The 22,717-nt window shown below is 72.9% G+C and carries 18 protein-coding genes; 15 read left to right on the forward strand and 3 right to left on the reverse strand.

The window, feature by feature from the left end:
* The first annotated feature begins 3 nt into the window (after positions 1–3).
* Positions 4–1,689 (forward strand): DNA polymerase/3'-5' exonuclease PolX, encoded by a 1,686-nt coding sequence (gene polX, locus OHB01_RS36500; protein ID WP_142645288.1) that lies wholly within the window; start codon positions 4–6, stop codon positions 1,687–1,689.
* An 83-nt stretch (positions 1,690–1,772) separates the two neighbouring features.
* Here the strand turns inward: polX and OHB01_RS36505 are convergent, their stop codons facing one another.
* On the reverse strand, positions 1,773–2,678 hold the full coding sequence (locus tag OHB01_RS36505) for a helix-turn-helix domain-containing protein (protein WP_142645289.1): 906 nt from the start codon (positions 2,676–2,678) through the stop codon (positions 1,773–1,775).
* Positions 2,679–2,913: 235 nt separating this feature from the next.
* On the opposite strand from OHB01_RS36505, the gene OHB01_RS36510 reads away from it, so the two are divergent.
* Positions 2,914–3,729: an SAM-dependent methyltransferase gene (locus tag OHB01_RS36510; RefSeq protein WP_142645290.1), complete on the forward strand. Its 816-nt coding sequence runs from the start codon at positions 2,914–2,916 to the stop codon at positions 3,727–3,729.
* A gap of 57 nt (positions 3,730–3,786) precedes the next feature.
* Here OHB01_RS36510 and OHB01_RS36515 read toward each other — a convergent pair whose 3' ends face one another.
* On the reverse strand, positions 3,787–4,857 hold the full coding sequence (locus OHB01_RS36515) for an LLM class flavin-dependent oxidoreductase (protein WP_142645291.1): 1,071 nt from the start codon (positions 4,855–4,857) through the stop codon (positions 3,787–3,789).
* A 398-nt stretch (positions 4,858–5,255) separates the two neighbouring features.
* On the opposite strand from OHB01_RS36515, the gene OHB01_RS36520 reads away from it, so the two are divergent.
* The 13 genes from OHB01_RS36520 to OHB01_RS36580 all read left to right on the forward strand — a co-directional run bounded on the left by OHB01_RS36520 (position 5,256) and on the right by OHB01_RS36580 (position 21,916).
* Entirely contained in the window at positions 5,256–6,971 is a 1,716-nt protein-coding gene (locus OHB01_RS36520) for an ABC transporter substrate-binding protein (RefSeq protein ID WP_147944002.1), read from the forward strand.
* 64 nt (positions 6,972–7,035) lie between these two features.
* Positions 7,036–7,980: an ABC transporter permease gene (locus OHB01_RS36525; protein WP_147944003.1), complete on the forward strand. Its 945-nt coding sequence runs from the start codon at positions 7,036–7,038 to the stop codon at positions 7,978–7,980.
* Between the two features lie 19 nt (positions 7,981–7,999).
* Entirely contained in the window at positions 8,000–8,875 is an 876-nt protein-coding gene (locus OHB01_RS36530; RefSeq protein WP_142645294.1) for an ABC transporter permease, read from the forward strand.
* Positions 8,872–10,536, forward strand: a complete 1,665-nt coding sequence (locus OHB01_RS36535; protein WP_142645295.1) for a dipeptide ABC transporter ATP-binding protein — start codon at positions 8,872–8,874, stop codon at positions 10,534–10,536. Before OHB01_RS36530 ends, OHB01_RS36535 begins: the two co-directional genes overlap by 4 nt.
* Positions 10,537–10,546: 10 nt before the next feature.
* Positions 10,547–11,785, forward strand: a complete 1,239-nt coding sequence (locus OHB01_RS36540; RefSeq protein ID WP_142645296.1) for an LLM class flavin-dependent oxidoreductase — start codon at positions 10,547–10,549, stop codon at positions 11,783–11,785.
* A gap of 79 nt (positions 11,786–11,864) precedes the next feature.
* The gene (locus OHB01_RS36545) at positions 11,865–12,887 is read left to right on the forward strand and encodes a hypothetical protein (protein WP_328854605.1); all 1,023 of its coding nucleotides are present in this window, start codon (positions 11,865–11,867) and stop codon (positions 12,885–12,887) included.
* A complete protein-coding gene (locus OHB01_RS36550; RefSeq protein WP_205829771.1) occupies positions 12,884–14,173 on the forward strand; it encodes an acyl-CoA dehydrogenase family protein in 1,290 nt (429 codons plus the stop codon). Before OHB01_RS36545 ends, OHB01_RS36550 begins: the two co-directional genes overlap by 4 nt.
* 16 nt (positions 14,174–14,189) lie before the next feature.
* Positions 14,190–15,236: an aldo/keto reductase gene (locus OHB01_RS36555; RefSeq protein ID WP_142645298.1), complete on the forward strand. Its 1,047-nt coding sequence runs from the start codon at positions 14,190–14,192 to the stop codon at positions 15,234–15,236.
* Positions 15,237–15,250: 14 nt separating this feature from the next.
* The gene (locus OHB01_RS36560; RefSeq protein ID WP_328710510.1) at positions 15,251–16,282 is read left to right on the forward strand and encodes an aldo/keto reductase; all 1,032 of its coding nucleotides are present in this window, start codon (positions 15,251–15,253) and stop codon (positions 16,280–16,282) included.
* A gap of 1 nt (position 16,283) precedes the next feature.
* Positions 16,284–17,396, forward strand: coding sequence for an LLM class flavin-dependent oxidoreductase (locus tag OHB01_RS36565; protein ID WP_142645300.1), 1,113 nt, complete (start codon positions 16,284–16,286; stop codon positions 17,394–17,396).
* Positions 17,393–18,733: an NtaA/DmoA family FMN-dependent monooxygenase gene (locus OHB01_RS36570; protein ID WP_142645301.1), complete on the forward strand. Its 1,341-nt coding sequence runs from the start codon at positions 17,393–17,395 to the stop codon at positions 18,731–18,733. The genes OHB01_RS36565 and OHB01_RS36570 overlap by 4 nt, the downstream gene beginning before the upstream one ends.
* Positions 18,734–18,973: 240 nt before the next feature.
* Positions 18,974–20,053 carry an LLM class flavin-dependent oxidoreductase gene (locus OHB01_RS36575; RefSeq protein WP_142645302.1) on the forward strand — a complete coding sequence of 360 codons (1,080 nt, stop codon included), beginning with the start codon at positions 18,974–18,976 and terminating at the stop codon, positions 20,051–20,053.
* 291 nt (positions 20,054–20,344) lie between these two features.
* On the forward strand, positions 20,345–21,916 hold the full coding sequence (locus tag OHB01_RS36580) for a WS/DGAT/MGAT family O-acyltransferase (RefSeq protein ID WP_142645303.1): 1,572 nt from the start codon (positions 20,345–20,347) through the stop codon (positions 21,914–21,916).
* Between the two features lie 21 nt (positions 21,917–21,937).
* Here the strand turns inward: OHB01_RS36580 and OHB01_RS36585 are convergent, their stop codons facing one another.
* Positions 21,938–22,537, reverse strand: coding sequence for a TetR/AcrR family transcriptional regulator (locus OHB01_RS36585; RefSeq protein WP_142645304.1), 600 nt, complete (start codon positions 22,535–22,537; stop codon positions 21,938–21,940).
* Positions 22,538–22,717: the final 180 nt, after the last annotated feature.

Raw genomic sequence — 22,717 nt, forward strand, 5'->3', positions numbered from 1 at the left:
CGCATGGGACGGGCCAATGACGAGGCAGCCGCGGCGCTGCAGGAGTACGCCGAGCTTTTCGCGCTGAACGGCGGGGACGCCTTCCGGGTGCGCAGCTACCAGAAGGCGGCCAAGTCGATCGCGGGATTCCCCGGGGACCTCGCGGAGACCGACGTCCGGTCGATCCCGGGCGTGGGCGAGGCGATCGCCAAGAAGGTCGAGGAGTTCCTCGCACGCGGCAGCTTCCGCCAGCTCGACGACCTGCGGGGCAAGGTGCCCGAGGGGGTCCGCAAGCTGACCCGCGTCCCGTCGCTCGGCCCGAAGAAGGCGCTGTTCCTGTTCCAGGAGCTCGGCATCGACTCCCCCGCCGCGCTGGCCGACGCGATCCGGGACGGCCGCCTGAAGGGCGTGCGCGGCTTCGGCGCCAAGACCGAGGAGAACCTGCTCCGGGGCATCGAGCACATGGAGCGGTCGGGCGACCGCGTCCACCTCGGCATCGCGGCCGACCTCGCGGAGCGGGTCATCGCCTCGCTGCCGGCCGACCGGATCGCCTTCGCCGGGTCGCTGCGCCGGATGAGCGAGACGATCGGCGACATCGACATCCTCGCCGTCGGCGACCCCGGCCTGATGGAGCTGTTCGCGCGGCAGCCGTACGTCACCGAGATCGTCGCGAAGGGCGAGCGCAAGACCTCGGTCAGGACCGACCGCGGCCTGCAGGTGGACCTGCGGCTCGTCCCCGCCGAGTCATGGGGCGCGGCGATGATCTACTTCACCGGCAGCAAGGAGCACAACGTCGCCATCCGGGAGATGGCGGTCAAGAAGGGCTGGAAGCTGTCGGAGTACGGCCTGTTCGACGGCGACCGCCTCATCGCGTCGGAGACCGAGGAGGAGATCTACCAGGCGCTCGGCATGGCGTGGGTGCACCCGGCGCTGCGCGAGGACGGCGGCGAGGTGGCGGCCGCGCTGCGGGGCGAGCTGCCGCGGCTGGTCGAGCTGCACGACCTGCGGGGCGACCTGCACACCCACACCGACCTCACCGACGGCATCGCCTCGCTGGAGGACATGGTGGCCGCGGCCGCGATGCGCGGCTACTCCTACTACGCGGTGACCGACCACGCGCCCGACCTGGTCATGCAGCGGATGACCCTCGACAAGGCGCTCGCCCAGCGCGCCCGCATCGCCGAGTTGCAGGCGAGATATCCGGACATGCGATTGCTGCACGGCAGCGAGCTGAACATCGCCCCGGACGGCTCGGTGGACTGGCCGGCCGAGGTGCTCGCCGGGTTCGACGTCTGCGTCGCGTCGGTGCACTCGCACTTCACCCAGTCGCGCGAGGAGATGACCCGCCGGTTCGTCGCGGCGTGCGAGAACCCGCACGTCCACGTCATCGGCCACCCCACGACGCGCAAGATCGGCAAGCGGCCGCCGGTGGACGCGGACTGGGACGCGGTGTTCCGCGCCGCCGCGAGGACCGGCACGATCATGGAGATCGACTCCTACCCCGACCGGGCCGACCTGCCCTCCGACCTCGTACGGCTCGCGCGCCACCACGGCGTGAAGTTCTCCATCGACAGCGACTCCCACGCCGTGCCGCACCTGGCCCACCAGAGGTTCGGCGTGGGCATCGCGCAGCGGGCCTGGCTGACCCCGGACGACGTGGTGAACACCTGGCCGCTCGACCGCCTGCTGGCCCACCTCGGCAGGGCCTGACCGGCCCTTACGAATACCGCCCTTGCGAATACCGCCCTTGCGAATACCGCCCTTGCGAATACCGCCCTTACGAATACCGGCCCTCACAGATCCGCGAGGATTCCGCGCAGCATCGTCACGGTGTCGCGGGCCGACTCGGCCTGCACGCTGAGGTCGTTCATCACGGCGGTGTAGTCGTCCACGTCCTCCTGCTTGTCTAGATACAGGGCGCTGCTGAGCTGTTCGAGGTAGACGACGTCTGGCAGGTCGGGCTCGGCGAACCGCAGGATGGTGAACGGGCCGCCCACGGCGGGGTGGCCCCCGGCCCGGAAGGGCAGGACCTGCAGGGTGACGCCCGGGCGCGCGGCGGCCTCGATCAGGTGCTCGATCTGGCGGCGCTGCACGGCCCGCCCGCCCAGGGGACGGCGCAGCGCCGACTCGTCCACCACCGACCACAGCCGGGGCCCGCCGGCCTGGTCGAGGAGCCGCTGACGCCGCATGCGCAGGCCGACGCGGCGCTCGACGTCCGGCTCGGGCGCCCCGCGATGCCGCAGCCGGATCGCCGCGCGCGCGTAGTCCTCGGTCTGCAGCAGGTCGTGAACGAACTGGACCTCGTACGTGCGGATGGTGGCCGCCGCCTCCTCCAGCCCGACGTAGACCTCGAACCGGCCGGGCAGCAGGTCGTTGTACTGGTGCCACCAGCCGGGGGTGCCGGCCTGCTCGGCGAGCGCCAGCATCGTCTCCCGTTCCCCGCTGTCGACGACGCCGTACAGCGTGAGCAGGTCGGTCACGTCGCGCCGTTTGAAGGGGGTGCGGCCCAGCTCCAGCCGGCAGATCTTCGACGTGGAGGCGCGAATGGCGCGCCCGGCCTGCTCGCGGCTGATGTTCCTGGCCTCGCGGAGCCGGCGCAACTGGGCGCCGAGCATCATGCGCACCACCGTCGGCCCGCCCCGCGGCTGAACCGGCCGTCCCTCCGGACGGGTCGCGTCCTCCGGCCGAGCCGAGATCATCCCTGTCCTCCCCGATGTGGACCTCGCCGATATGGCCCTCGCCGCGCCGGCCGTACGCCGCCGCCGGACGGGATGCTATCGGGGCGAACGCGGCCGTCATGGCGCTTTCGGCGCGCCCCGGGCGGTTGCGTGCCGGAGCTTGATCGGAAAGGATGGGCGCACGTCTGTCGGCACCCTGCGGAGATCACCGACGCGGGTGCGGTCGTCTCCCCGTCCCGACCATTCCGAGGTCCCCATGAGCGACACTCCTCCCGCCGACGACCCCGGCGTCCGCAGGATCGACAGCAGCGTGCCGCACTCGGCCCGCGTCTGGAACTACTTCCTCGGGGGCAAGGACCACTACCCGGTCGACAGGGAGGCGGGCGAACGCATCCGCGCCGTCTTCCCCGGCATGGTGGACATCACCCGCCAGTCCCGGCAGATGCTCGTGCGCACCGTCGGATATCTCGCCCGCGAGGCGGGAATCCGCCAGTTCCTCGACATCGGCACGGGCCTGCCCACCGTCGACAACACCCACGAGGTCGCCCAGCGGCTGGCCCCGGAGTCCCGGATCGTCTACGTCGACAACGACCCCCTCGTGCTGGTGCACGCCGAGGCGCTGCTGACCAGCACCCCCGAGGGGGCGACCGACTACATCGAGGCCGACGTGCGCGACCCCGGCCGCATCCTGCGGGAGGCGGCCGGGACGCTCGACTTCACGCGGCCGACCGCGCTCATGCTGATGGGCATCCTCGGCCTGGTCGCCGACTACGACGAGGCGCGCGACATCGTGCGCCGGCTGCTGGACGCCCTGCCCTCCGGCAGTTATCTCGCGCTCTACGACGGCTCCGACACCGACCCGGCGTACGTCAAGGCGCTGGGCGGCTACAACGCGGGCAGCGGCGCCACCCCCTACACGCCGCGCAGTCCCGAGCTGATCAGGGGCTACTTCGACGGCCTCGAGCTGCTCGATCCCGGCATCGTCTCGGTGTCGCGGTGGCGGGCGGAGGACAACCCGTGGGGCGAGCCCCGCGAGGTGGCCTGCTTCGGCGGCCTGGCGCGCAAGCCCTGACGGGCACGGCCGGGCCGCCGGCCGTGCCCCTCCGAATCTCCTCCGCGCGTTCCTCCGTCAGGCGGCACGGCCGGCCGTCAGCAGAGGGAGCAACTGCTCGCCCTGGCGCCTGATCTCCGGCAGATAGGGGGTGTCGGAGAGCACGAAGTGGGTGATGCCGAGGGCTTCGTACTTGCGCAGCGACTTCGCCACGTCCTCGGCCGAGCCGACCAGCCAGGTGGTGCCGGCGCCGCCCCCGCCGAACTTGCCGGGCGTGGTGTAGAGGTTGTCGTCGAGCACCTCGCCCCGCGCGGCGAGCTCCAGCAGCCGCTGCTGGCCGACGGCGGCGTGCCTGTTCGGGTCGCGTTCGATGGCGCCCTTGGCCATCTGCGCGACCTTGGCCTCGGCGTCGGCCCAGGCCTGCTCGGTGGTGTCCCGCACCAGCGTGGTGATGCGCAGCCCGAACTCCAGCGGCGGGTGCTCGCGGCCGAGCCGGTCGCTGAGCCGCCTGAGCCGGTCGATCCGCTCGGCGATGCCGTCGAGCGGCTCACCCCAGAAGAGCTGTACGTCGGCCTCGGTGGCGGCCACTTTCTCCGCGGCCTCCGAGGCGCCGCCGAAGTAGAGCCGGGGATGCCGGCGTTCGCCCCGGACCACCGGCCGCGGCACCACGGTCGAGCCGGTGACGGAGAAGTGCTCGCCCTCATAGGTGACGTTCTCCTCGGTCCACAGCCGGCGCACGATCCGCATGAACTCCCTGGTGCGGGCGTAGCGGTGGGCCTGGTCGCCCTCGCTGTCGCCGTACGCGGCGAGGTTGTCCCTGCCCGACACGACGTTGACCAGCACCCGTCCCCCGGTGAGATGGTCCAGGGTCGCGGCGGCGGAGGCGAAGTTGGCCGGATGCCAGTAGCCGGGACGGATCGCGATCAGCGGCTGGAACGTCGTGGTCCGCGCGGCGAGGGCGGCGGCGACCGTGAAGGTGTCGGGCCGTCCCCAGCCGGTGCCGATGAGCGCTCCGCCCCACCCGTGCTCCTCCAGGGCCCTGGCGTGGCTGGTCAAGGTGTCCAGGCTGTTGTGGTTCTCGACGACGTCGTCGCCTCGGTGACCGGGCTCGGCCTGGTTGGGGATGTACCAGAGGAACTGCAGGCTCATCGACGATCTCCCTGTCCTGTGGGCGGGCGGATGTGACTGTGACCCAGATCACATAAAAACCTAGTTCTCAAGTAGGTAAAGTGTAGTTCGTGATCGAGTTGCTTCGGTACTCCAGGCGCGAGATCGACTTCGCCTTCTTCGCCGGCGCGCTCTGTAAGCGCTGAACGGCTCTCGCGCCGTTCGCGGGACAGCCCGCGCCGGTTTTCGCGAAGCCCGTCTGCCGTCAGGGCCGCACCAGCGGCCCTGACCCACGTCGCCGGCCATGCGTCAGGCGGCCGCGACCGTCATCCACGTCATCGTCCGCGAGCCCTGCCACACCCGCGCACCCAGAGCGGTGCGCCTCCCCCTCGCCCCCGTACGGCGCCTGGACTTTGCCCCGCCAAGCACAAGGAACGTTCATGTCAGACCTTCGCACCGCAATCGAGCGCGCCACCCCGAGGCGCAAGAGATGGCCCTGGGTCGCCGCGGCCGTCGCCGTCCTCCTGGTCGCCGGAGGCGGGTTCGCCCTCACCCGCGGGGACGCCTCCACCGGCCGGTCCGCCACCGCCGGCGCCCCCGTCCGCGGCGGCACCCTGCAGTTCGCCCTCATCGACTACCAGCGCAGCCCCGACCCGCAGTGGGGCACCAACTACGCCGAATCGCTCATCGGCAACAACATCACCGACAAGCTGACCTGGCAGGACCCGGACACCGGAGAGATCACCCCGTGGCTGGCGGAGTCCTGGGAGTACAACAAGGACCTCACCGAGTTCACCTTCCACCTGCGCAAGGACGTCACCTTCAGCGACGGCAGCCCGTTCGACTCCGAGGTGGTCAAGGCCAACTTCGACCAGTACGTGCACGGCGACGAGAAGCTGGGCATCAACCCCAACGGCGCCATCCTGCTGCCCGGCTACATCGAGACGCTGACCCCGGACCGCTACACCGCCGTCGTCCGCTTCGAGAAGCCGCTCGCGAGCTTCCTGCAGGCCTCGTCCTTCACCGCCAACGCGCAGCCCGGTTTCCTGTCGCTGTCGACGCTGAAGCTCAGCGCGGAGGAGCGTACGGACCCGAAGAAGGTGATCGGCACCGGTCCGTTCGTGTACGAGTCGTGGCAGCCGCAGGTCAAGACCGTGCTCGTCAGGCGCAAGGGCTACAACTGGGCGCCGCCGGCGCTGAAGCACAAGGGCGAGGCCTATCTCGACAGGATCGTGTTCAACACGATCCCCGAGGCCAGCGTCCGGACCGGTTCGCTCACGTCCGGGGCCATCGACGCCACGCTCGACGTGGGCACCACGGACGAGAAGCCGCTGGCCGACCAGGGATTCAAGATCATCTACCGGGGCGTCTCCGGCACCTCCATCTTCTTCAACCTCAACTCCCAGCTCTTCCCGACCGACGACATCGCGGTGCGCCGGGCGATCCAGCTCGGCTGGGACCGCGAGGCGGTCAGGAAGACGGTGCTCACCGACTCCTACTCCGTGGCGACCTCGGTCCTCGCCCCCTCGGTCCCCGGCTACGTGGACTACAGCGGCACCGTGCTCAGGTACGACCCCGAGAAGGCCGGGCGCCTCCTCGACGAGGCCGGCTGGAAGGAGGGCCCGGACGGCATCCGGGTCAAGGAGGGCAAGAAGCTCGTGGTCAAGCTGCTCGGCATCAGCAACCTGGTGGCGAACAAGCCGGCGTACGAGTCGATCCAGCAGGACCTGAAGAAGATCGGCATCGACCTGCGGCTCACCGTCGTCCCGATCCCGGACTACACCGCCCTGCTCACCAAGGCCAAGACCGACTGGAACATCGTCGCGGCCAACCGCTCGCGCAACGACCCCGCGGTCCTCAACCTCCAGTACGGCCCGGCGCTCGGCAACGGCTCGTACGTCACGAAGGACTCCCCCGGGATCGACGTGGACGAGGTCACGCGGACCCTGGGGGCGCTGGAGCTCACCCTCGACCCGGCGACGCGCAAGCAGTACGCCAAGGCGGCGCAGGACCTCCTGCTCGACAAGTACGCGCTGGTGAACCCGGTCTACAACCCCTCACAGGTGATCGCCCACGCGGACTACGTCCACGGGATCATCTTCGACGCCCAGTCCCGCAACCACTTCGTGGACACGTGGAAGAGCAACGGGAAGTGACGGCCGCCGGCCGCCGCGCCCCTGCGCCCGGCGGCCGGCGGCCCGCTCCCGCGGAAGGAACGTCGTGCTGCGTTACCTCGCGCTGAAGACCGGCCGGGCCCTGTTCGTGGTCTGGGCCGCGTTCACCCTGACCTTCGTCCTGCTGTTCGTGCTGCCCGCCGACCCGGTGGACCTGCTCTTCGACCCCGCCGAGGTCAACACCGTGCCGCCCGAGGTCCGCGAGCAGGTGGCGGCGAGCTACGGCTTCGACAGGCCGCTGATCCTGCAGTATCTGGCCCGGCTCGGGCACGCGCTGAGCGGCGACTTCGGCACCTCGGTGCAGTCGGGGCGGCCGGTCGTCGCCACGATCCTCGACGTGCTGCCGAGCACTCTCCTCCTCGCGGCGGGCGCGCTCGCACTGGCGCTGGCCATCGCCTTCGTGATCGCGCTCGCCGCGACCTCGGCCCGCCGCGCCTGGCTGCGCGACCTCCTGGAGGCACTGCCGTCGGGCGCGGTCTCGGTGCCGGTGTTCCTGTCCGGCATCCTGATGCTGCAGATCTTCTCGTTCCGGCTCGGCTGGTTCCCCGCCTTCGGCGACACGGGCGCGCGGAGCCTCGTCCTGCCGCTGATCACGCTGGCCATCCCGGTGTCCGGCCCGATCGCGCAGCTCCTCGTCCGCAGCTTCGCCACCGAGTTCCGCTCCGGCTACGTCACGACGAGCTGGGCGAAGGGGGCCACCCGCGGCGGCATCATCGTCCGCGACGTCTTCCGGAACGCCGGCCTTCCGGCGCTCACCATCGCCGGCATCACGTTCGGCAACCTGATCGCCGGCTCGGTCATCACCGAGACCGTCTTCGCCCGCCAGGGCGTCGGCCGGATGACGCAGGCGGCGATCAACACGCTGGACGTCCCGCTCGTGCAGGGGACCGTCGTGCTCGTGGCGGCCGGCTTCGCCCTGATCAACCTGATCGTCGACCTGATCTATCCGCTGCTCGACCCGCGGCTGCGGGCCGCGCTCGCCGCCGGCTGAGCCGCGTGAGGAGGAAGTGATGACCGTCGAACTCGACGCGCTCGCGGCGGGCCGCCGGGCCGGCTTCGCCCGCCCGATCGCCAGGCGGCTCGGCGAGCTCGCGCGGCAGCCGATCCTGGTGGCCTCGTGGCTCGTCGTGCTGGTCGTGATCGGCTGGGCGGTCGTCCCCGGCCTGTTCACCTCGTACGGCCCCTACACCGGCGACGCGTCCGCGAGCTTCCTGCCGCCGAGCGCCGAGCACTGGTTCGGCACCGACCGGCTGGGCCGCGACCTGTTCGCCCGCAGCGTGTACGGCGCGCAGACGACGCTGACCGCGACCCTGCTCGCCGTCCTCATCGCCTTCGGCGTCGGCACCCTCGTGGGGCTGATCGCCGGCTTCGCCGGGGGGATCGTGGACACCGCCGTCATGCGGGTGATCGACGTGTTCCTGGCGATCCCCAGCCTGCTGCTCGCCATGGTCGTGGTCTCGGTCCTCGGCTACTCCACACAGAACATCGCCCTGGCGGTCGGCATCTCCTCCATCGCGTCGTTCGCGCGGGTGATGAGAGCCCAGGTGCTCTCGGTCGTGACCCAGGACTACGTCAAGGCGGCGTACGGCCTCGGCGTCGGCCGGCTGGGCGTGATGCTCCGGCACGTCGTCCCCAACTCGCTCAGCTCCGTGATCGCGCTGGCGGCGCTGGAGATCGGCACGGCCGTGCTCGCCGTCGCCTCGCTCGGCTTCCTCGGCTACGGGGCGCCTCCGCCGCAGCCGGAATGGGGGCTGCTGGTGGCCGAGGGCCGCGACTACGTCGCGGTCCACCCCTGGGCCTCGATCCTGCCGGGCGCGGCGCTCGCCGTCGTCGTCATCGCCACCCACCGCATCAGCACCTCCTACCGGAAGGACCACCGCCGATGACCGACCCACATGCGGACAGACAGGACCCGCTGCTGCGGATCGCCGGTCTCGCGATCGACTACCGGACCGGACGCCGCCGGTGGACGCCGGCCGTACGCGGCGCCACCCTGCACGTCGGGCCGGGCGAGTTCGTCTCGCTCGTCGGCGAGTCGGGCTCGGGCAAGACCACCCTGGTCCAGGGCGCGCTCGGCCTGCTGCCGGAGTCCGCGCGGATCCGGGCCGGTTCGATCGCCTACTCCGGCGTCGACGTGACGGGCTGGAACGACCGGCGCATGGCGCTGGTGCGGGGCAACTACGTGGGCTTCATCCCCCAGGACCCCAACACGTCGCTGAACCCGGTCAAGAAGATCGGCCGGCAGGTGATCGAGGCGGTCCGGTTCAACGAGCCCGAGGCCCGCGATGCCGCGCACCACAGGCAGGCCGCGCTGGACAGCCTGCGCACGGCCGGTCTCAAGGACGCCGAGCGGGTGTTCCACCAATACCCGCACGAGCTCAGCGGCGGCATGAAGCAGCGGGCGCTCATCGCGATCGCGCTGGCGGGCAAACCGAAGATCATCGTGGCGGACGAGCCCACCAGCGCGCTCGACGTCACCGTCCAGAAGGTCATCCTCGATCACCTCGTGCGGCTGCGCGAGGAGCTCGGCATCGGCATCCTCCTGGTCACCCACGACCTCGGTGTCGCGCTCGACCGCTCCGACCGCATCCTGGTCATGCGCGACGGCGAGATCGTGGAGGAGGGCCCGGTCCGCCGGGTGCTGGAGAACGCGGCCGACGACTACACCCGCCGGCTGCTCGACGCGGCCCCCGCCCGGCACGCCGGGCGGCTGGAGCCGGCGTCGGGCCCGCGCCCGCTGCCCGGCCGTGAGGTGCTGCGGGCGCGCGGGCTCACCAAGACCTACCGCCTGCGCGGCCGGGGCCCGCGGCGTGAGCTGCGCGCCCTGGACGGCGTCGACCTGGTCGTACGCGAGGGCACCACGCACGCGATCGTCGGCGAGTCCGGCGCGGGCAAGTCGACGCTGGCGAGCATCCTGGCCGGTTTCGCCTCCCCCGACAGCGGCACCGTGCACCTGGGCGCCCGGGAGCTGACCGGACTGTCCCGGAGGCGGCTGCGGGAGATCCGCCGGGATCTGCAGTTCGTGTTCCAGAACCCCTTCACCTCCCTCGACCCGCGGTTCACGGTGAGCGAGATCGTCGCCGAGCCGCTGCGCGCCTTCGGCCTCGCGCGGGGCAGGCGGGAGCGGACGGACCGGGTGACCGAGCTGCTCAAGGCGGTGGCGCTGGACGAAAGGCACCTGCACCGGCTGCCGGGGCAGTTGTCGGGCGGCCAGCGGCAGCGGGTGGCGATCGCCAGGGCGCTGGCGCTCAACCCCGGGATCCTGGTGCTCGACGAGGCGGTGAGCGCGCTGGACGTGTCGGTCCAGGCCCAGATCCTGCGGCTGCTGGTGGACCTGCAGGCCGAGTACGGCCTCAGCTACGTGTTCGTGACCCACGACCTCGGCGTCGTACGCCTGATCGCCGACGACGTGTCGGTGATGAAGGACGGCGTCGTGGTCGAGACCGGCCCGGTCGAGCAGGTGTTCCGCTCACCGCGGCACGACTACACCCGGCAACTGCTGGAGGCGATCCCGGGAGCCGGGCTCGCCGTCGCAGGCGCACGCTAAGGAGATCGCCGTGTCACGCCGACTGCACCTCAACGTCAACATCCTCAACGCGGGCGTCTTCGGGGGCTCATGGCGGTTCCCCGGCACCGACGGCACCGCGAGCTACACGATCGAGCACTACACCTCGATCGCGAAGAAGGCCGAGCAGGCCAAGCTCGACGCGGTCTTCCTCGCCGACGGCCCGTCGCTCGACCCGCAGATCAGGCACCGTACGTCCAACAACCTGGAGCCGACGACGGTGCTGGCGCGGATCGCCGCGCAGACCGAGCGGATCGGCCTGATCGGGACGCTGTCGTCGTCCTACAACGACCCCGTCGAGCTGGCACGCCGTCTCGGCGACCTCGACTACGTCAGCGGCGGCCGCTTCGGCTGGAACGTGGTGACCACGGCGGGAGCCGTGGCGGCGCGCAACTTCGGCCGCACGAGTGAGCCCGGCCACGCGCTGCGCTACCGCCGCGCCGCCGAGTTCACCGAGCAGGTCGTCGCCTCCTGGGCGGCTCGCACCGCGCTCGTCTCCCCGCAGGGCAGGCCGGTCGTGGTGCAGGCCGGCGGCTCCAGCGACGGCCGCAGGCTCGCCTCGCGGGTCGGCGAGGTGATCTTCTCCGCCGACCAGGACATCGAGCACGCCCGCGCGTTCCGCGCCGAGATCCGCGAGGGGGCGGCCGCGTTCGGACGACGGCCCGAGGACGTCGTGGTCCTGCCCGGGCTGTCGACCGTCGTGGGCGGCACCGAGGCCGAGGCGCGGGCCCGGCGCGAGCTGCTGGACGAGATCCTCCCCGGCGAGTACGCCCGGAACCGGCTCGCCGGCCAGCTCGGCATCTCACTCGACGGTCTGTCCGACGACGAGCCGATCCCGCCCGAGCTGCTCGTCGCCCCCGACGAGGCCGGTGGTTCCCAGACCTTCTACCGCGTGGTCAAGACGATCATCGAAACGGAGCGGCCGACGCTCGGCCGGCTGCTGAAGAAGCTGTCCGGCGGCGGCGGTCACCGGATCGTCGTGGGGACGCCCGAGCAGATCGCCGACGACATCGAGCTGTGGTTCCGCACGGGCGCGGCGGACGGCTTCAACGTGATGCCCGACGTCCTTCCGTCGGGCTTCGACGACTTCGCCGACCATGTGGTGCCCGAGCTGCGGCGGCGCGGCCTGTTCCGCACCGACTACGAGGGGACGACCCTCCGCGACCACCTCGGGCTCGGCCTCCCCGACGCCGGGCCGTACGAGCTCCGCCCGCTGGAGCCTGCACTGTGAACGGCGCTGTGAACGGCGCTCTGTACGGCCCTGTGAACGCCCCGCGACGTCCCGTCCCACAACCGAAGGCGGTCTTGTCATGAGTCCAGTCATCCAGCTCGCCCTCGCGGTCGGTGAACCGGCCGCCCCGCCGGCCGCAGGACCGGCGCGGGGGCCGGTGCCGGTGCCGCTCACCGGCGCGGTCGCCGTCGCGGCGGCCACGCGAGAGGCCGGGATCGCGGCGATACGTCTGCTCGACGAGGTGGCCGCGGGCCACGCCCTCGATCCGACCGTGGTGGCGGCGTATCTCGCCGGTCTCCACGACGGTCTCGGCTACATCGCCGAGGTGCCGACGACGCACAACGCGCCGTACAACACCGCGCGCCGTGTGCTCTCCCTCGACCGGGCGACCGGCGGCCTGGCCGGTGTCGCGCTGCGCGCGGGCGGCGGCGACGAGGTCAGCCGGGCCACGGCCCCCGCACCCCGCGCCGCCGGCCCCGCCGCGCGGTGGGCCGAGTACGCCCACGTGCTGACCCGGCTGTGGGAGTCGTTCCCGCGCGCGGCCCTGATCGGCGACCAGCAGGCGGGCGTCGTCGTCGACGACGCCCTCGTCCGGCCCATCGGCCACGAGGGTGCCTTCTACCGCGTCGCGGGCCCGCTGGACGGTCCCTCGTCCGTGCAGGGACGCCCCGTCGTCGTCGCCGACCTCGGCGACCTGGACGTCCTGGACGTGACGGCGGTCGCGCGGTCCGCGGACGTCGTCGTGGTGGGCCGGAAGCGGGCCGCCGGTGCGGACGCCGCGCTGACGGAGGCGCTGCGGCGAGCCGGCCGTTCCAGGCAGGAGGTGGCGCTGCTCGGCCGCGTCGAGATCGCCGGGGACGACCTCGGCCCCGGCGGCGCCGCGACGGCGGCCGCCCTCGCCGGCGAGCTGCGCGACTGGGCCGGCGAGCACCGGCTGGACGGCTTCGAGCTGGTGCCCACCGGAAGCGCCGACGCGGTGGTCACCGCGGTCCGGGCGCTGACGCCTCGGCTGACCGACCCCGCCGATGCGCCCGCCTCTCCGCGCCCGCTCACGCTGCGGGCCGCGCTGGGCCTGCCCGAGCCCGCGGCGGTGGCGGCGTGACCCCCCGGCCGCTCGCCGCGGACCACACCGCCGCGGACCACACCGCCGCGGACCACACCGCCGCGGACCACGCGGGCACGGACCACGCCGCCGCGGACCACGCGGGCAGCGGATACACCGTGGACGGCATCCGCGCCGCCGTCTCCCCGATCCTGCGGCGCCTGAGCGCGGGCGCGCGCGAGCGCGAGCTCACCCGCCAGTACGCGTTCGACGACGTGCGGGCGCTCGCCCGCGAGCGGATCACGCTGATCGGCGTCGCGAAGGAGGACGGCGGCGCGGGCGGGTCGGTGCGCGACGTGGCCGACCTGGTCATCGCCATCGCCCGCGCCGACTCCAATGTGGCCCAGGCGCTGCGCAGCAGCTTCCTCACCGCCAACCAGGTGGCGAGCCGGCCGGACCTGCCCGGCCGGGAGACGACCCTGCGGCGGCTGCGCGACGGCGACCTGTTCGCCGGCACCTCCAACGAGCGCACCGGCGGCGCCAGCGGGTCGGTCAACACCACCATCCGGCGTGACGGCGGCGGATACGTCATCAACGGCGAGAAGTACTACTCGACGGGCGGCCTGTACGCCTCGTGGTTCTCCGGCCTGGCCAAGGACGAGTCCGGGACCGTGCTGGGCTTCACCGTTCCGGTGGATCGCGAGGGCGTGGAGCGGCTCGACGACTTCGACGCGGTCGGCCAGCGGCTGACCGCGAGCGGCACCACCCGCCTGGTGAACGTGCGGGCGCATGAGGACGAGGTCGTGATCCGCGACAACAGCCTGCTCGACAACCCGTGGCTGGGCGCGTTCGCGCAGCTCTACCTGGCCGCGGTCGAGGCGGGCATCGCCGCCGCGGCGCTCGACGACGCGGTCTGGTTCGTCCGGGAGAAGGCCCGGCCCATCAAACACAGCACGGCGGCCAGGAGCGTCGACGACCCCTACGTGCGCCAGACCGTCGGCGAGATCGCCGCCCGGGCCCAGGCTGCCCGCTCCGCGGTGCTGTTGGCGGCCGAGGTCGTGCACGGGGTGCGCGGCCTGACCGGTTCCCGGGCGCGGGCGGCGGGCGCGGAGGCCGCGGTCACCGTGGCGCAGACCGGTGTGATCGCCATCGAGGCCGCCCTGCGGGCCGCCGAACTGCTCTTCGACGTCGCGGGCGGCTCGATCACCAACCGCGACCTCGGATTCGACCGGCACTGGCGCAACGCCCGCACGGTCGCCAACCACAACCCCCGCCAGTGGAAGGCGGCCGTGGCGGGCGCCTACCACCTGACCGGAGAGGAACCGCCGACGAGCGGGCTCTTCTGAACATCGAGAGGACACCATGACCGACAAGGCCAACCGGACGCTCGGACGCACCGGCGTCCTGGTCAGCCCGCTCACGCTCGGCACGATGAACTTCGGCCGATGGCAGGAGGAGGGCGAGAGCATCAAGATCATCCGGGCCGCCCTCGACGCCGGCGTCACATCCGTCGACACCGCCGACGTCTACGCCCAGGGCGTGTCGGAGGAGATCGTCGGCAAGGCCATCAAGGGCCGCCGCGACGAGGTCTTCCTCGCCACCAAGTTCCACGGGCAGATCGGGGACGACCCCCGGGACGCGGGCAACTCGCGCCGCTGGATCGTCCGCGCGGTCGAGGACAGCCTGCGCCGGCTCGGCACCGACCACATCGACCTCTATCAGGCGCACCGGCCGGACCCGCGCACCGACCTGCTGGAGACGCTGCGCACGCTCGACGACCTGGTCCGCCAGGGCAAGATCCTCTACTACGGCACCTCGGTCTTCCCCGCCCACCAGCTCGTCGAGGCGCAGTGGCTGGCCGACCGGCACGGGCTCGTCGCCCCGCACACCGAGCAGTCGCCATACTCGCTGCTCGTCCGCGGCGCGGAGCGCGAGGTGTTCCCCGTCGCGCGCAAGTACGGCCTCGGCGTGCTGACGTACGGCCCGCTGGCCGCGGGCTGGCTGTCGGGCAGGTACCGCGTCGGCGGCGAGCAGCCCGAGTCGGCGCGCGCCGACCTCATCCCCGGCCGGTTCGACGTCACCCTCGAACGCAACCGGCGCAAGCTCGCCGCCGCCGACGCGCTGGCCCGGCTCGCCGAGGACAGCGGCCTCACCCTGGTCGACCTGGCCCTGGCGTTCGCGCTCAACCATCCGGCGGTGAGCAGTGTGATCATCGGCCCGCGGACGATCGAGCACCTGGACGCCTACCTCAAGGCGGCCACCGTCGAGCTGAGCGACGACGTCCTCGACCGGATCGACGAGATCGTCGCCCCGGGCACCCACTTCGTCGAGCGCGACACCGGCAGCGACACCCCGTCTCTGCAGCCGTCCGCGCTCCGCCGCGCCCGCGCGCACGGCACCGACCACTGAGAAAGGGCATCGACTTGAGCTACGGCGCTTACGACACGACCTACGCGGCGGCCGAGGACCGCTACGAGAAGGTGGAATACCGGCGTGCCGGGAACTCCGGTCTCGACCTGCCGGCCATCTCCTTCGGGCTGTGGCAGAACTTCGGTCTCGACCGCCCGTACGAGACCCAGCGCGAGATCGTGCTGCACGCCTTCGACCTGGGCATCACCCATTTCGACAACGCCGACAGGTACGGCCCGCCGCACCGGGCCGCGCAGAAGTTCTTCGGCACGCTGCTGCGGCGGGAGCTCGCCCCGTACCGGGACGAGCTGATCCTGTCGACCAAGGCCGGCAACCCGATCGGCCCCAGTCCCTATCTGAAGGGCGGCTCGCGCAAGTCGCTGCTCACTTCGCTGGAGCACAGCCTGCGCGACCTGGGGACCGACCACGTCGACATCTTCTACAGCCACAGCCCCGACCCTGCGACGCCGCTGGAGGAGACCGTCGGCGCCCTCGTCAGCGCCGTGCAGCAGGGCAAGGCGCTGTACGTGGGCATCTCGAACTACGCTCCGGAGCGGGCCCACGAGGCGGCCGAGCTGCTGCGCCGGGCGGGGGTGCCGCTGCTGGTCCACCAGCCGCGCTACTCGATCTTCGACCGCCGCCCCGAGCTCAACGGCCTGCTCAAGCTGGCCGCCGAGGACGGGTTCGGTCTCGTCGTCTACTCGCCGCTGGCCCAGGGGCTGCTCACGGACAAGTACCTCTCCGGCATCCCCGCGGACGCGCGGGCCGGCAACAGCGCGTTCCTGTCGCCCGACGTCATCGACGGCACCTACCGGCGGCGGGCCGCCGCGCTCAACGACATCGCCAGGGAGCGCGGTCAGTCGCTCGCGCAGCTCGCGCTGCAGTGGGTGCTGCGGCAGCCGCAGGTGACCTCGGCGCTCATCGGGGCCAGCTCGACCGCGCAGCTCGACCACAACGTCAAGGCGCTCGGCTTCCCGCCGCTCACCGAGCAGGAGCTGGCGCTGATCGACGAGCACGGCGTGCACGGAACAGGACTGAGGCTCTGACGTGAGCGACCTCACCACGACGATCGGGGCCGGCGTCGAGGACGGCCGGCCCTTCCGCCTGGGCTTCCTGCTGCACCTCGACGGCGACCTGCCGCCGGGCCGGGCCTACCGGGAGGCGATCGACCTGTTCGTGGCCGCCGAGGAACTGGGCTACGACTCGGGATGGGTCATCCAGCGGCACTTCCGCCAGGGCAACGAGCACGTCTCCGCACCCCTGGTCGTGCTCGCCGCGATCGCCGAGCACACCACGCGCATCCGGCTGGGCACCGGTGTGCTGGTGCTCCCGCTGGAGGACCCTCTCAAGACCGCCGAGGACGCGGCGACGCTCGACGAGCTCAGCGGCGGCCGCCTCGAACTGGGTGTGGGCTCCGGTCCCTTCCCGGGCGCCTGGGAGGCGTTCGGGAAGGACCTGGCCGACCGGCACCGGCTCTTCGACGCCTCCGTGGCGCGGCTGCACGAGGTGCTGGAGGGGACGACGCTCAACAGCCTCGGCGAGGTGCTCCACCCGCCCGCGCCCGGGCTGCGGCGGCGGCTGTGGCAGGCCACCACCGGTGACCCCGAACTGGCTCACGCGGCGGCCGCCGCCGCCGGACGCGCCGGCGACGGGCTGCAGCTCTCCCGCGCCACCGCCTGGCGCGGCGGCACCGTGCGCGAGGCGCAGCGGCAGCAGGCCGAGTGGATCGCGGCCTACCGCGCGGCCCACGAGGAGGCCCACGAGGAGGCATGGCCCGATCCCGGCCGCGCGCCCCGCGTGCAGGTCTCCCGGGCCGTCTATCCCCACCCCGACCGGGCGGAGGCCGTACGCCTGGTCACGCCCGGCGTCCGGCGCTGGCAGAGCTGGCTGTCCTCCCGCAGGGACGTCGCGAACCTCGGCGTCGAGGAGTATCTGGAGGCCGACCACGCCCTGCTCGGCCCGCCGGAGGCGCTCGCCGCCGAGCTGGCCGCCGATCCGGCGCTGCGTCAGGTCACCGACCTGCTGGTGAACTTCGTCCCCGGCGTGCCCGAGTCCGGCGAACACCTCCGGCTGCTCACCTCCGCCGCGCGAGAGCTGGCCCCCCTGCTCGGCTGGCGTCCCGCGCGGCAGCCCGTCACGGTCCCGGGCGGCACGCGATGAGCGGGTTCCATCTCGCCCTGTCGCTGATGACGCCCGGCCACTTCCGGCACGCCTGGCGGCTGCCGCACGCCGACCCGCTGGCCTACCTGGACATCGGCCACTTCCAGCGGCTGGCGCGGATCGCCGAGGAGGCGAAGATCGACGCGGTCTTCCTCGGCGACGCCCCCGCGCTGGGCGGCGAGATCGAGGAGGCGCCCGGCACCGGGCTCGACCCGCTCGTGCTCCTGGGCAACCTGGCGGCGATCACCACGCACCTCGGGGTGATCGCCACCAGCTCGACGACGTACAACTCGCCGTACAACCTGGCCCGGCGGTTCCAGACGCTCGACCACGTGACGAGGGGCCGCGCGGCCGTCAACGTCGTCACCACCGGCACGCCCGCCGCGGCGGCGAACTTCGGCCTGGCCGAGCATCCCGGCAAGGAGACCCGCTACCGCCGGGCGCACGAGTTCCTCGACGTGGTGACCCGGCTGTGGGACGGCTGGGAGCCGGACGCGATCGTCGCCGACAAGCAGAGCGGCCGTTACGCCGACCCCTCCCGCATCCACCGGATCGACCACGTGGGCGAGTTCTTCTCGGTGGCCGGGCCCCTCCCGGTCGGCCCGGGGCCGCAGGGCCGTCCGGTCGTCGTCCAGGCGGGCGGCTCCGAGGGCGGGCTCGCCCTGGCCGGTCGCTTCGCCGACGTCGTGTTCACCGTGGCGCAGACCCGGGCCAGGGCCGTCGCGTTCCGCGACGACATCCGCCGCCGCGCGGTCGCGGCCGGCCGCCACCCCGACGACGTGAAGGTCTCCCTCGGCGTGGTGGTGCTCATCGCGGCGACCGAGGAGGAGGCCCGGCGCCGGGAGCGCGAACTGTACGCCACGCTGCCGATCGAGCGGCTGACGAGGGTGCTGCTGCGCAACCTGGGCCTGCCCGAGGACGGGTTCGGTCCCGACGACCCGATCGGCGTCGGCGACCTGCCCGGCTCCATCCCCGGCGACGCCTTCTCCGCGGGCTTCGGCGCCTCCACGCGGGCGCTGCTCGCGGAGGGTCCGCGCACGCCCCGCGAGCTGGTCCAGCGCAGCGCGGGCGGGTCGGGACACCGGCTGCTGGTGGGCTCGGCCGAGCAGGTCGCCGACGACCTGCAGGCGTGGTTCGAGGCGGGTGCGGCGGACGGCTTCACGGTCATGCCGGCCGACACCGCCGTCGACCTGGAGAGCTTCGCCAGGCTCGTGGTGCCGATCCTCCAGGAGCGCGGGCTGTTCCAGCGGGAGTACAGCCATCCCACTCTGCGCGGCCGCCTGGGGCTGCGCTTCCCGGTCCGGCCGCGGGCCGTGACGGACGGCGTTCCGGCCTGAAGCCGCGCCCTCTCGGCGGGGCCGTCCACACGGCGGCCCCGCCGTACGGTGCCGGCTCCGGGCGCGGGGCCCGGACGCGGGGGGCCGGACGCCGGGGCCGGGCGTGCCGGGTTTGCGCGGGCGATCGGAAGAGCATTACATTTCCCACTGAATCAGGTGGTTTTACTGGTTTTCCGCGTCGGCCGGCGAGGCGTCTTCGGCGGCCGTGCGCCGGTCCGCGTCCGCTGACGAGGTGAACTGATGCGTTTCCACTGGTTCCTGCCGACGACCGGCGACGGGCACGACGTCCGCTCCGCCATCACCACCACCGACAGCTTCCGGCCCACCGCGCGTCCCGCCACCATCGCCTATCTGAGCCAGGTGGCCGCAGCCGCGGAGCAGGCCGGATTCGAGGCCGCGCTCACCCCGGTCGGCGCGGGCTGCCCCGACCCGTGGATCGTGTGCGCTGCGCTGACCCAGCACACCGAGCGGCTCAAGACGCTGGTCGCGTTCCGCACGGGCTACACCCTGCCCACCCTGCTGGCCCAGCAGGCGCAGGCGTTCCAGCAGGTCTCCGGCGGGCGGCTGCTGGTGAACGTCGTCACGGGCGGCGACCCGGTCGAGCAGCGCGCGTACGGCGACTTCCTCGACCACGACGCCCGCTACGCGAGAACCGACGAGTTCCTCCAGGTGCTGCGTCTGGCCTGGGACGGCGTGCCCTTCGACCACCACGGCGAGCACTACCGGGTCGAGGCGGGCGGGCTGGCCGAGCCGATCACTCCGGTGCCGGACGTCTACTTCGGCGGCGCCTCCCCCGCCGCAGAACGCGTCGCCGCCCGCCGCGCCGACGTCGCGCTCATGTGGGGCGAACCACCGCAGGCCATAGCGGCGCGGATCGACCGGCTGCGCGGCCTGGCCGCGTCGGAGGGCCGCGAACTGCGCTACGGCCTGCGCGTGCACGTCATCGCCCGCGACACCGCGTCCGCCGCCTGGGCGGAGGCCGAGCGCCTGCTCGCCGGCATGGACCCGGCCCGCATCGCCGAGGCGCAGCGGCGCTTCGCCCGCTACGACTCGGTGGGGCAGCGCCGCATGGTCGAGCTCCACCACGGCGGCACGCGCGACCTGGAGATCCACCCGGGGCTGTGGGCCGGTGTGGGCCTGGTGCGCGAAGGCGCGGGCACCGCTCTCGTCGGCTCCTACGACGAAGTCGCCGCGCTGCTGCGCGAGTACGCCGCGGTGGGCATCGACGAGTTCGTCCTCTCCGGCTGGCCTCACCTGGAGGAGGCGTACCGCGTCGGCGAATACGTCGTCCCCCGCCTCCGATCCCTCGTGACGGCCTGACCCCCGCGGCTCGGTCGCCTCCGGCCCCTCGACGCGGCCCGGCGGTCCCGCGCGCCGCGCGGGACCGCCGGGGGCCGACCGTCTCCCGCAGGTCAGGGATTCGGCTGGACATCCCCCGGCGGTACGCGGGAGACACGCGGTGGAAACACCCCGCGGCGATGATGGTCACGGTGCGCGTGCGGGCGCTCATCCTGCGCCAGGGGCCCCGGCTCCGGTCTCGGCGAATCCCTGGATGCCGGCGAACGGCCCCACGGCGGACCGGGCGGCGGCGTGAGCGGGGAGGATGACGAGATGCGCCAGTTGACGGCACTCGACGCGCAGTTCCTGAGCGTGGAGTCGGCGACCACCGCGACCCACGTGGCGGGCGTCGCCATACTCGACCCGTCGGCCTCGCCCTCCGGCGCTCTGACCAGGGATGCGCTGATCGCCCTGCTGCGCGAGCGGCTGCACCTCGCCCCGCCGCTGCGGATGCGGCTGGCCGACGTGCCCTTCGGGCTCGACCGGCCGTACTGGGTGGACGACCCCGACGTGGACCTCGACGCGCACGTGCACGAGACCACGCTCCCGGCGCCCGGCGGGGAACGCGAACTGGCCGCCTATGTCGCGGGCGTCCACGCGCGGCGGCTCGACCGCGGCCGGCCGCTGTGGGAGGCGCACCTCATCCACGGCCTGGAGGGCGGCCGGTGCGCGCTCTACACGAAGGTGCACCACTGCGCGATCGACGGCGTGTCGGGCTCGGAGATCCTGACCGCGTTGCTCGACCCGTCGCCGCAGCCGCGCCGGGTGGAGGCGCCTCCCGCACCGGTGTCGCCGCAGGTGCCCGGGACGCTCGCGATGCTCGCCGGCGCGATCACCCGGTCGATCGTCCAGCCGGTGGAGACGCTGTGCTCGCTCGCCCGCGCGGCGGCCGACCTGGACGCGATCCCGGTGGTGGCGGCGCTGCCCGACGCCCGGCGCCTGGCCCAGGCCGCCCGCGTGATCGCCGGAGACGCGCGCCCGCTGCCCGCGACGCCTCCGCTGGTCGCGCCGCGCACGCCGTTCAACGGCCCGATCTCCGCGGAGCGGGAGGTCGCCCTCGGCTCCGTGCCGCTGGCGGAGATCAGGAGGGTGGCCAGGGCCTTCGGCATGGGCCCGAACGACGTGGTGATGACGCTGTGCGCGTCGGCGCTGCGGCGCTGGCTGCTCGCCCACGACGCGCTGCCCGCCCGGCCACTGGTGGCCGCCGTGCCGGTGACGCTGCGCTCGCGGCGGCCGGCGGGCGACCCGTCCCGGGACGCCGCTTGGGTCGGCAACCGGATCTCCGCGATGATCACACCGCTGGCCACGGACGTCGCCTCTCCCGCGGAACGCCTGGCGGCGGTGCGCTCGGCCCTGGCCGCCGCCAAGCGGCGCTTCGCCGTCTCCCACCGCACCTGGCTCGACGACGTGTGCGCCATGGTGCCGAATGCCTTCGCGGCGCTGGCCACGCCGGTGGTGTTCCGCCTCGCGGGGGTCGCGGGGGCGGGCGTCAACCTCATCGTGTCGAACGTGCCGGGGCCCCGCCTGCCGTTGTATCTGTGCGGCGCCCGCATGATCGCCTACCACCCGCTGTCGGTGGTCACCGACGCCACCGGGGGGATCAGCATCACCTGCGCGTCGTACGACGGGCGGCTGGACTTCGGCGTCGTCGCCTGCCCGGCCCGGTTGCCCGACGTCTGGAGCATGATCGGTCACCTGCGCGAGGCGATGGACGAGCTGCTGGCCCTGCTCGACGACTCCCCCGAAGACTCCGCTGAAGACCCCGCTGAAGACCCCGCTGAAGACCCCGCTGAAGACTCCGCCGTACGGCCCGGGAACGAGCAGGGGGAGATGGTGCCCGCCTGACCTCGGGGGTCACGGCCCCGGTCAGCGCAGGGCGCCCGCGATCAGTTCGGCGACCGCGTCGGGATCGATGTGATGGCCGGTGAGCAGGCAGATGCTCTCCTGGTAGAGCAGGACCGCGGCGAAGGTCGCGGCGGCGGCCTCCAGGCGGGCCGCGTCACCCCGCCCGCCCGGCAGGGCGAGCTCCAGGGCGAACCTGGCCCGGCGGATGATCTCGGTGTTCAGGCGGCCCAGGCGCTCCCGTACGGACAGGTGCGTGTCGGCCTCCCGGAACAGGATGCGCCGCATCGCGGGGGACGCGTGCAGCGGCAGCCTGCGGGCGAGCCGCGACAGCGCGCCGGCCGCGTCGCCGGGCACCGCCTCCACCTCCTCCTCGATCACCACGGTGCGCTCGTCCACCAGCGAGATCAGCACGTCGATCTTGCGGGGGAAGTAATGGAAGACCAGGCCCTTGGGCACACCGGCGAGCTCGGCGATGCGCGCGGTGGGCGTGGCCTCGTAGCCGCCGCCCGCGAACAGTTCCTCGGCGGCGTCGAGGATGCGGGTGCGGGCGTCGCCGTCGGGCGGCTGCTTCCTTCTCCGCGAGCGCGACCACGCCTTGGCGGTCTGGAGAGGGCTGTCCACGGACCGAACCTTAACCACAGTGGGTGCCCCAACACCATGACGCGAGGGACAGGGCAGGCATACGCCCGGCCGCGAGCCCCGTGCCGAGTGGCACAGCGCCCGCGGCCGGGCGCACCGGGGTCACCGGCCCTCGGCGGCGGTGGGAGGCGGCGCCTGGGGCCGGCGACGTGTGGCCGGAAA

The sequence above is a fragment of the Microbispora hainanensis genome, from assembly GCF_036186745.1.
GTDB lineage: Bacteria > Actinomycetota > Actinomycetes > Streptosporangiales > Streptosporangiaceae > Microbispora.

Bases quoted from the DNA above. Each gene is read 5' to 3' on its own strand.
- polX (WP_142645288.1), top strand. From the start codon at position 4: ATGGGACGGGCCAATGACGAGGCAGCCGCGGCGCTGCAGGAGTACGCC.
- OHB01_RS36505 (WP_142645289.1), bottom strand. From the start codon at position 2,678: ATGATCTCGGCTCGGCCGGAGGACGCGACCCGTCCGGAGGGACGGCCG.
- OHB01_RS36510 (WP_142645290.1), top strand. From the start codon at position 2,914: ATGAGCGACACTCCTCCCGCCGACGACCCCGGCGTCCGCAGGATCGAC.
- OHB01_RS36515 (WP_142645291.1), bottom strand. From the start codon at position 4,857: ATGAGCCTGCAGTTCCTCTGGTACATCCCCAACCAGGCCGAGCCCGGT.
- OHB01_RS36520 (WP_147944002.1), top strand. From the start codon at position 5,256: ATGTCAGACCTTCGCACCGCAATCGAGCGCGCCACCCCGAGGCGCAAG.
- OHB01_RS36530 (WP_142645294.1), top strand. From the start codon at position 8,000: ATGACCGTCGAACTCGACGCGCTCGCGGCGGGCCGCCGGGCCGGCTTC.
- OHB01_RS36535 (WP_142645295.1), top strand. From the start codon at position 8,872: ATGACCGACCCACATGCGGACAGACAGGACCCGCTGCTGCGGATCGCC.
- OHB01_RS36545 (WP_328854605.1), top strand. From the start codon at position 11,865: ATGAGTCCAGTCATCCAGCTCGCCCTCGCGGTCGGTGAACCGGCCGCC.
- OHB01_RS36555 (WP_142645298.1), top strand. From the start codon at position 14,190: ATGACCGACAAGGCCAACCGGACGCTCGGACGCACCGGCGTCCTGGTC.
- OHB01_RS36570 (WP_142645301.1), top strand. From the start codon at position 17,393: ATGAGCGGGTTCCATCTCGCCCTGTCGCTGATGACGCCCGGCCACTTC.
- OHB01_RS36575 (WP_142645302.1), top strand. From the start codon at position 18,974: ATGCGTTTCCACTGGTTCCTGCCGACGACCGGCGACGGGCACGACGTC.
- OHB01_RS36580 (WP_142645303.1), top strand. From the start codon at position 20,345: ATGCGCCAGTTGACGGCACTCGACGCGCAGTTCCTGAGCGTGGAGTCG.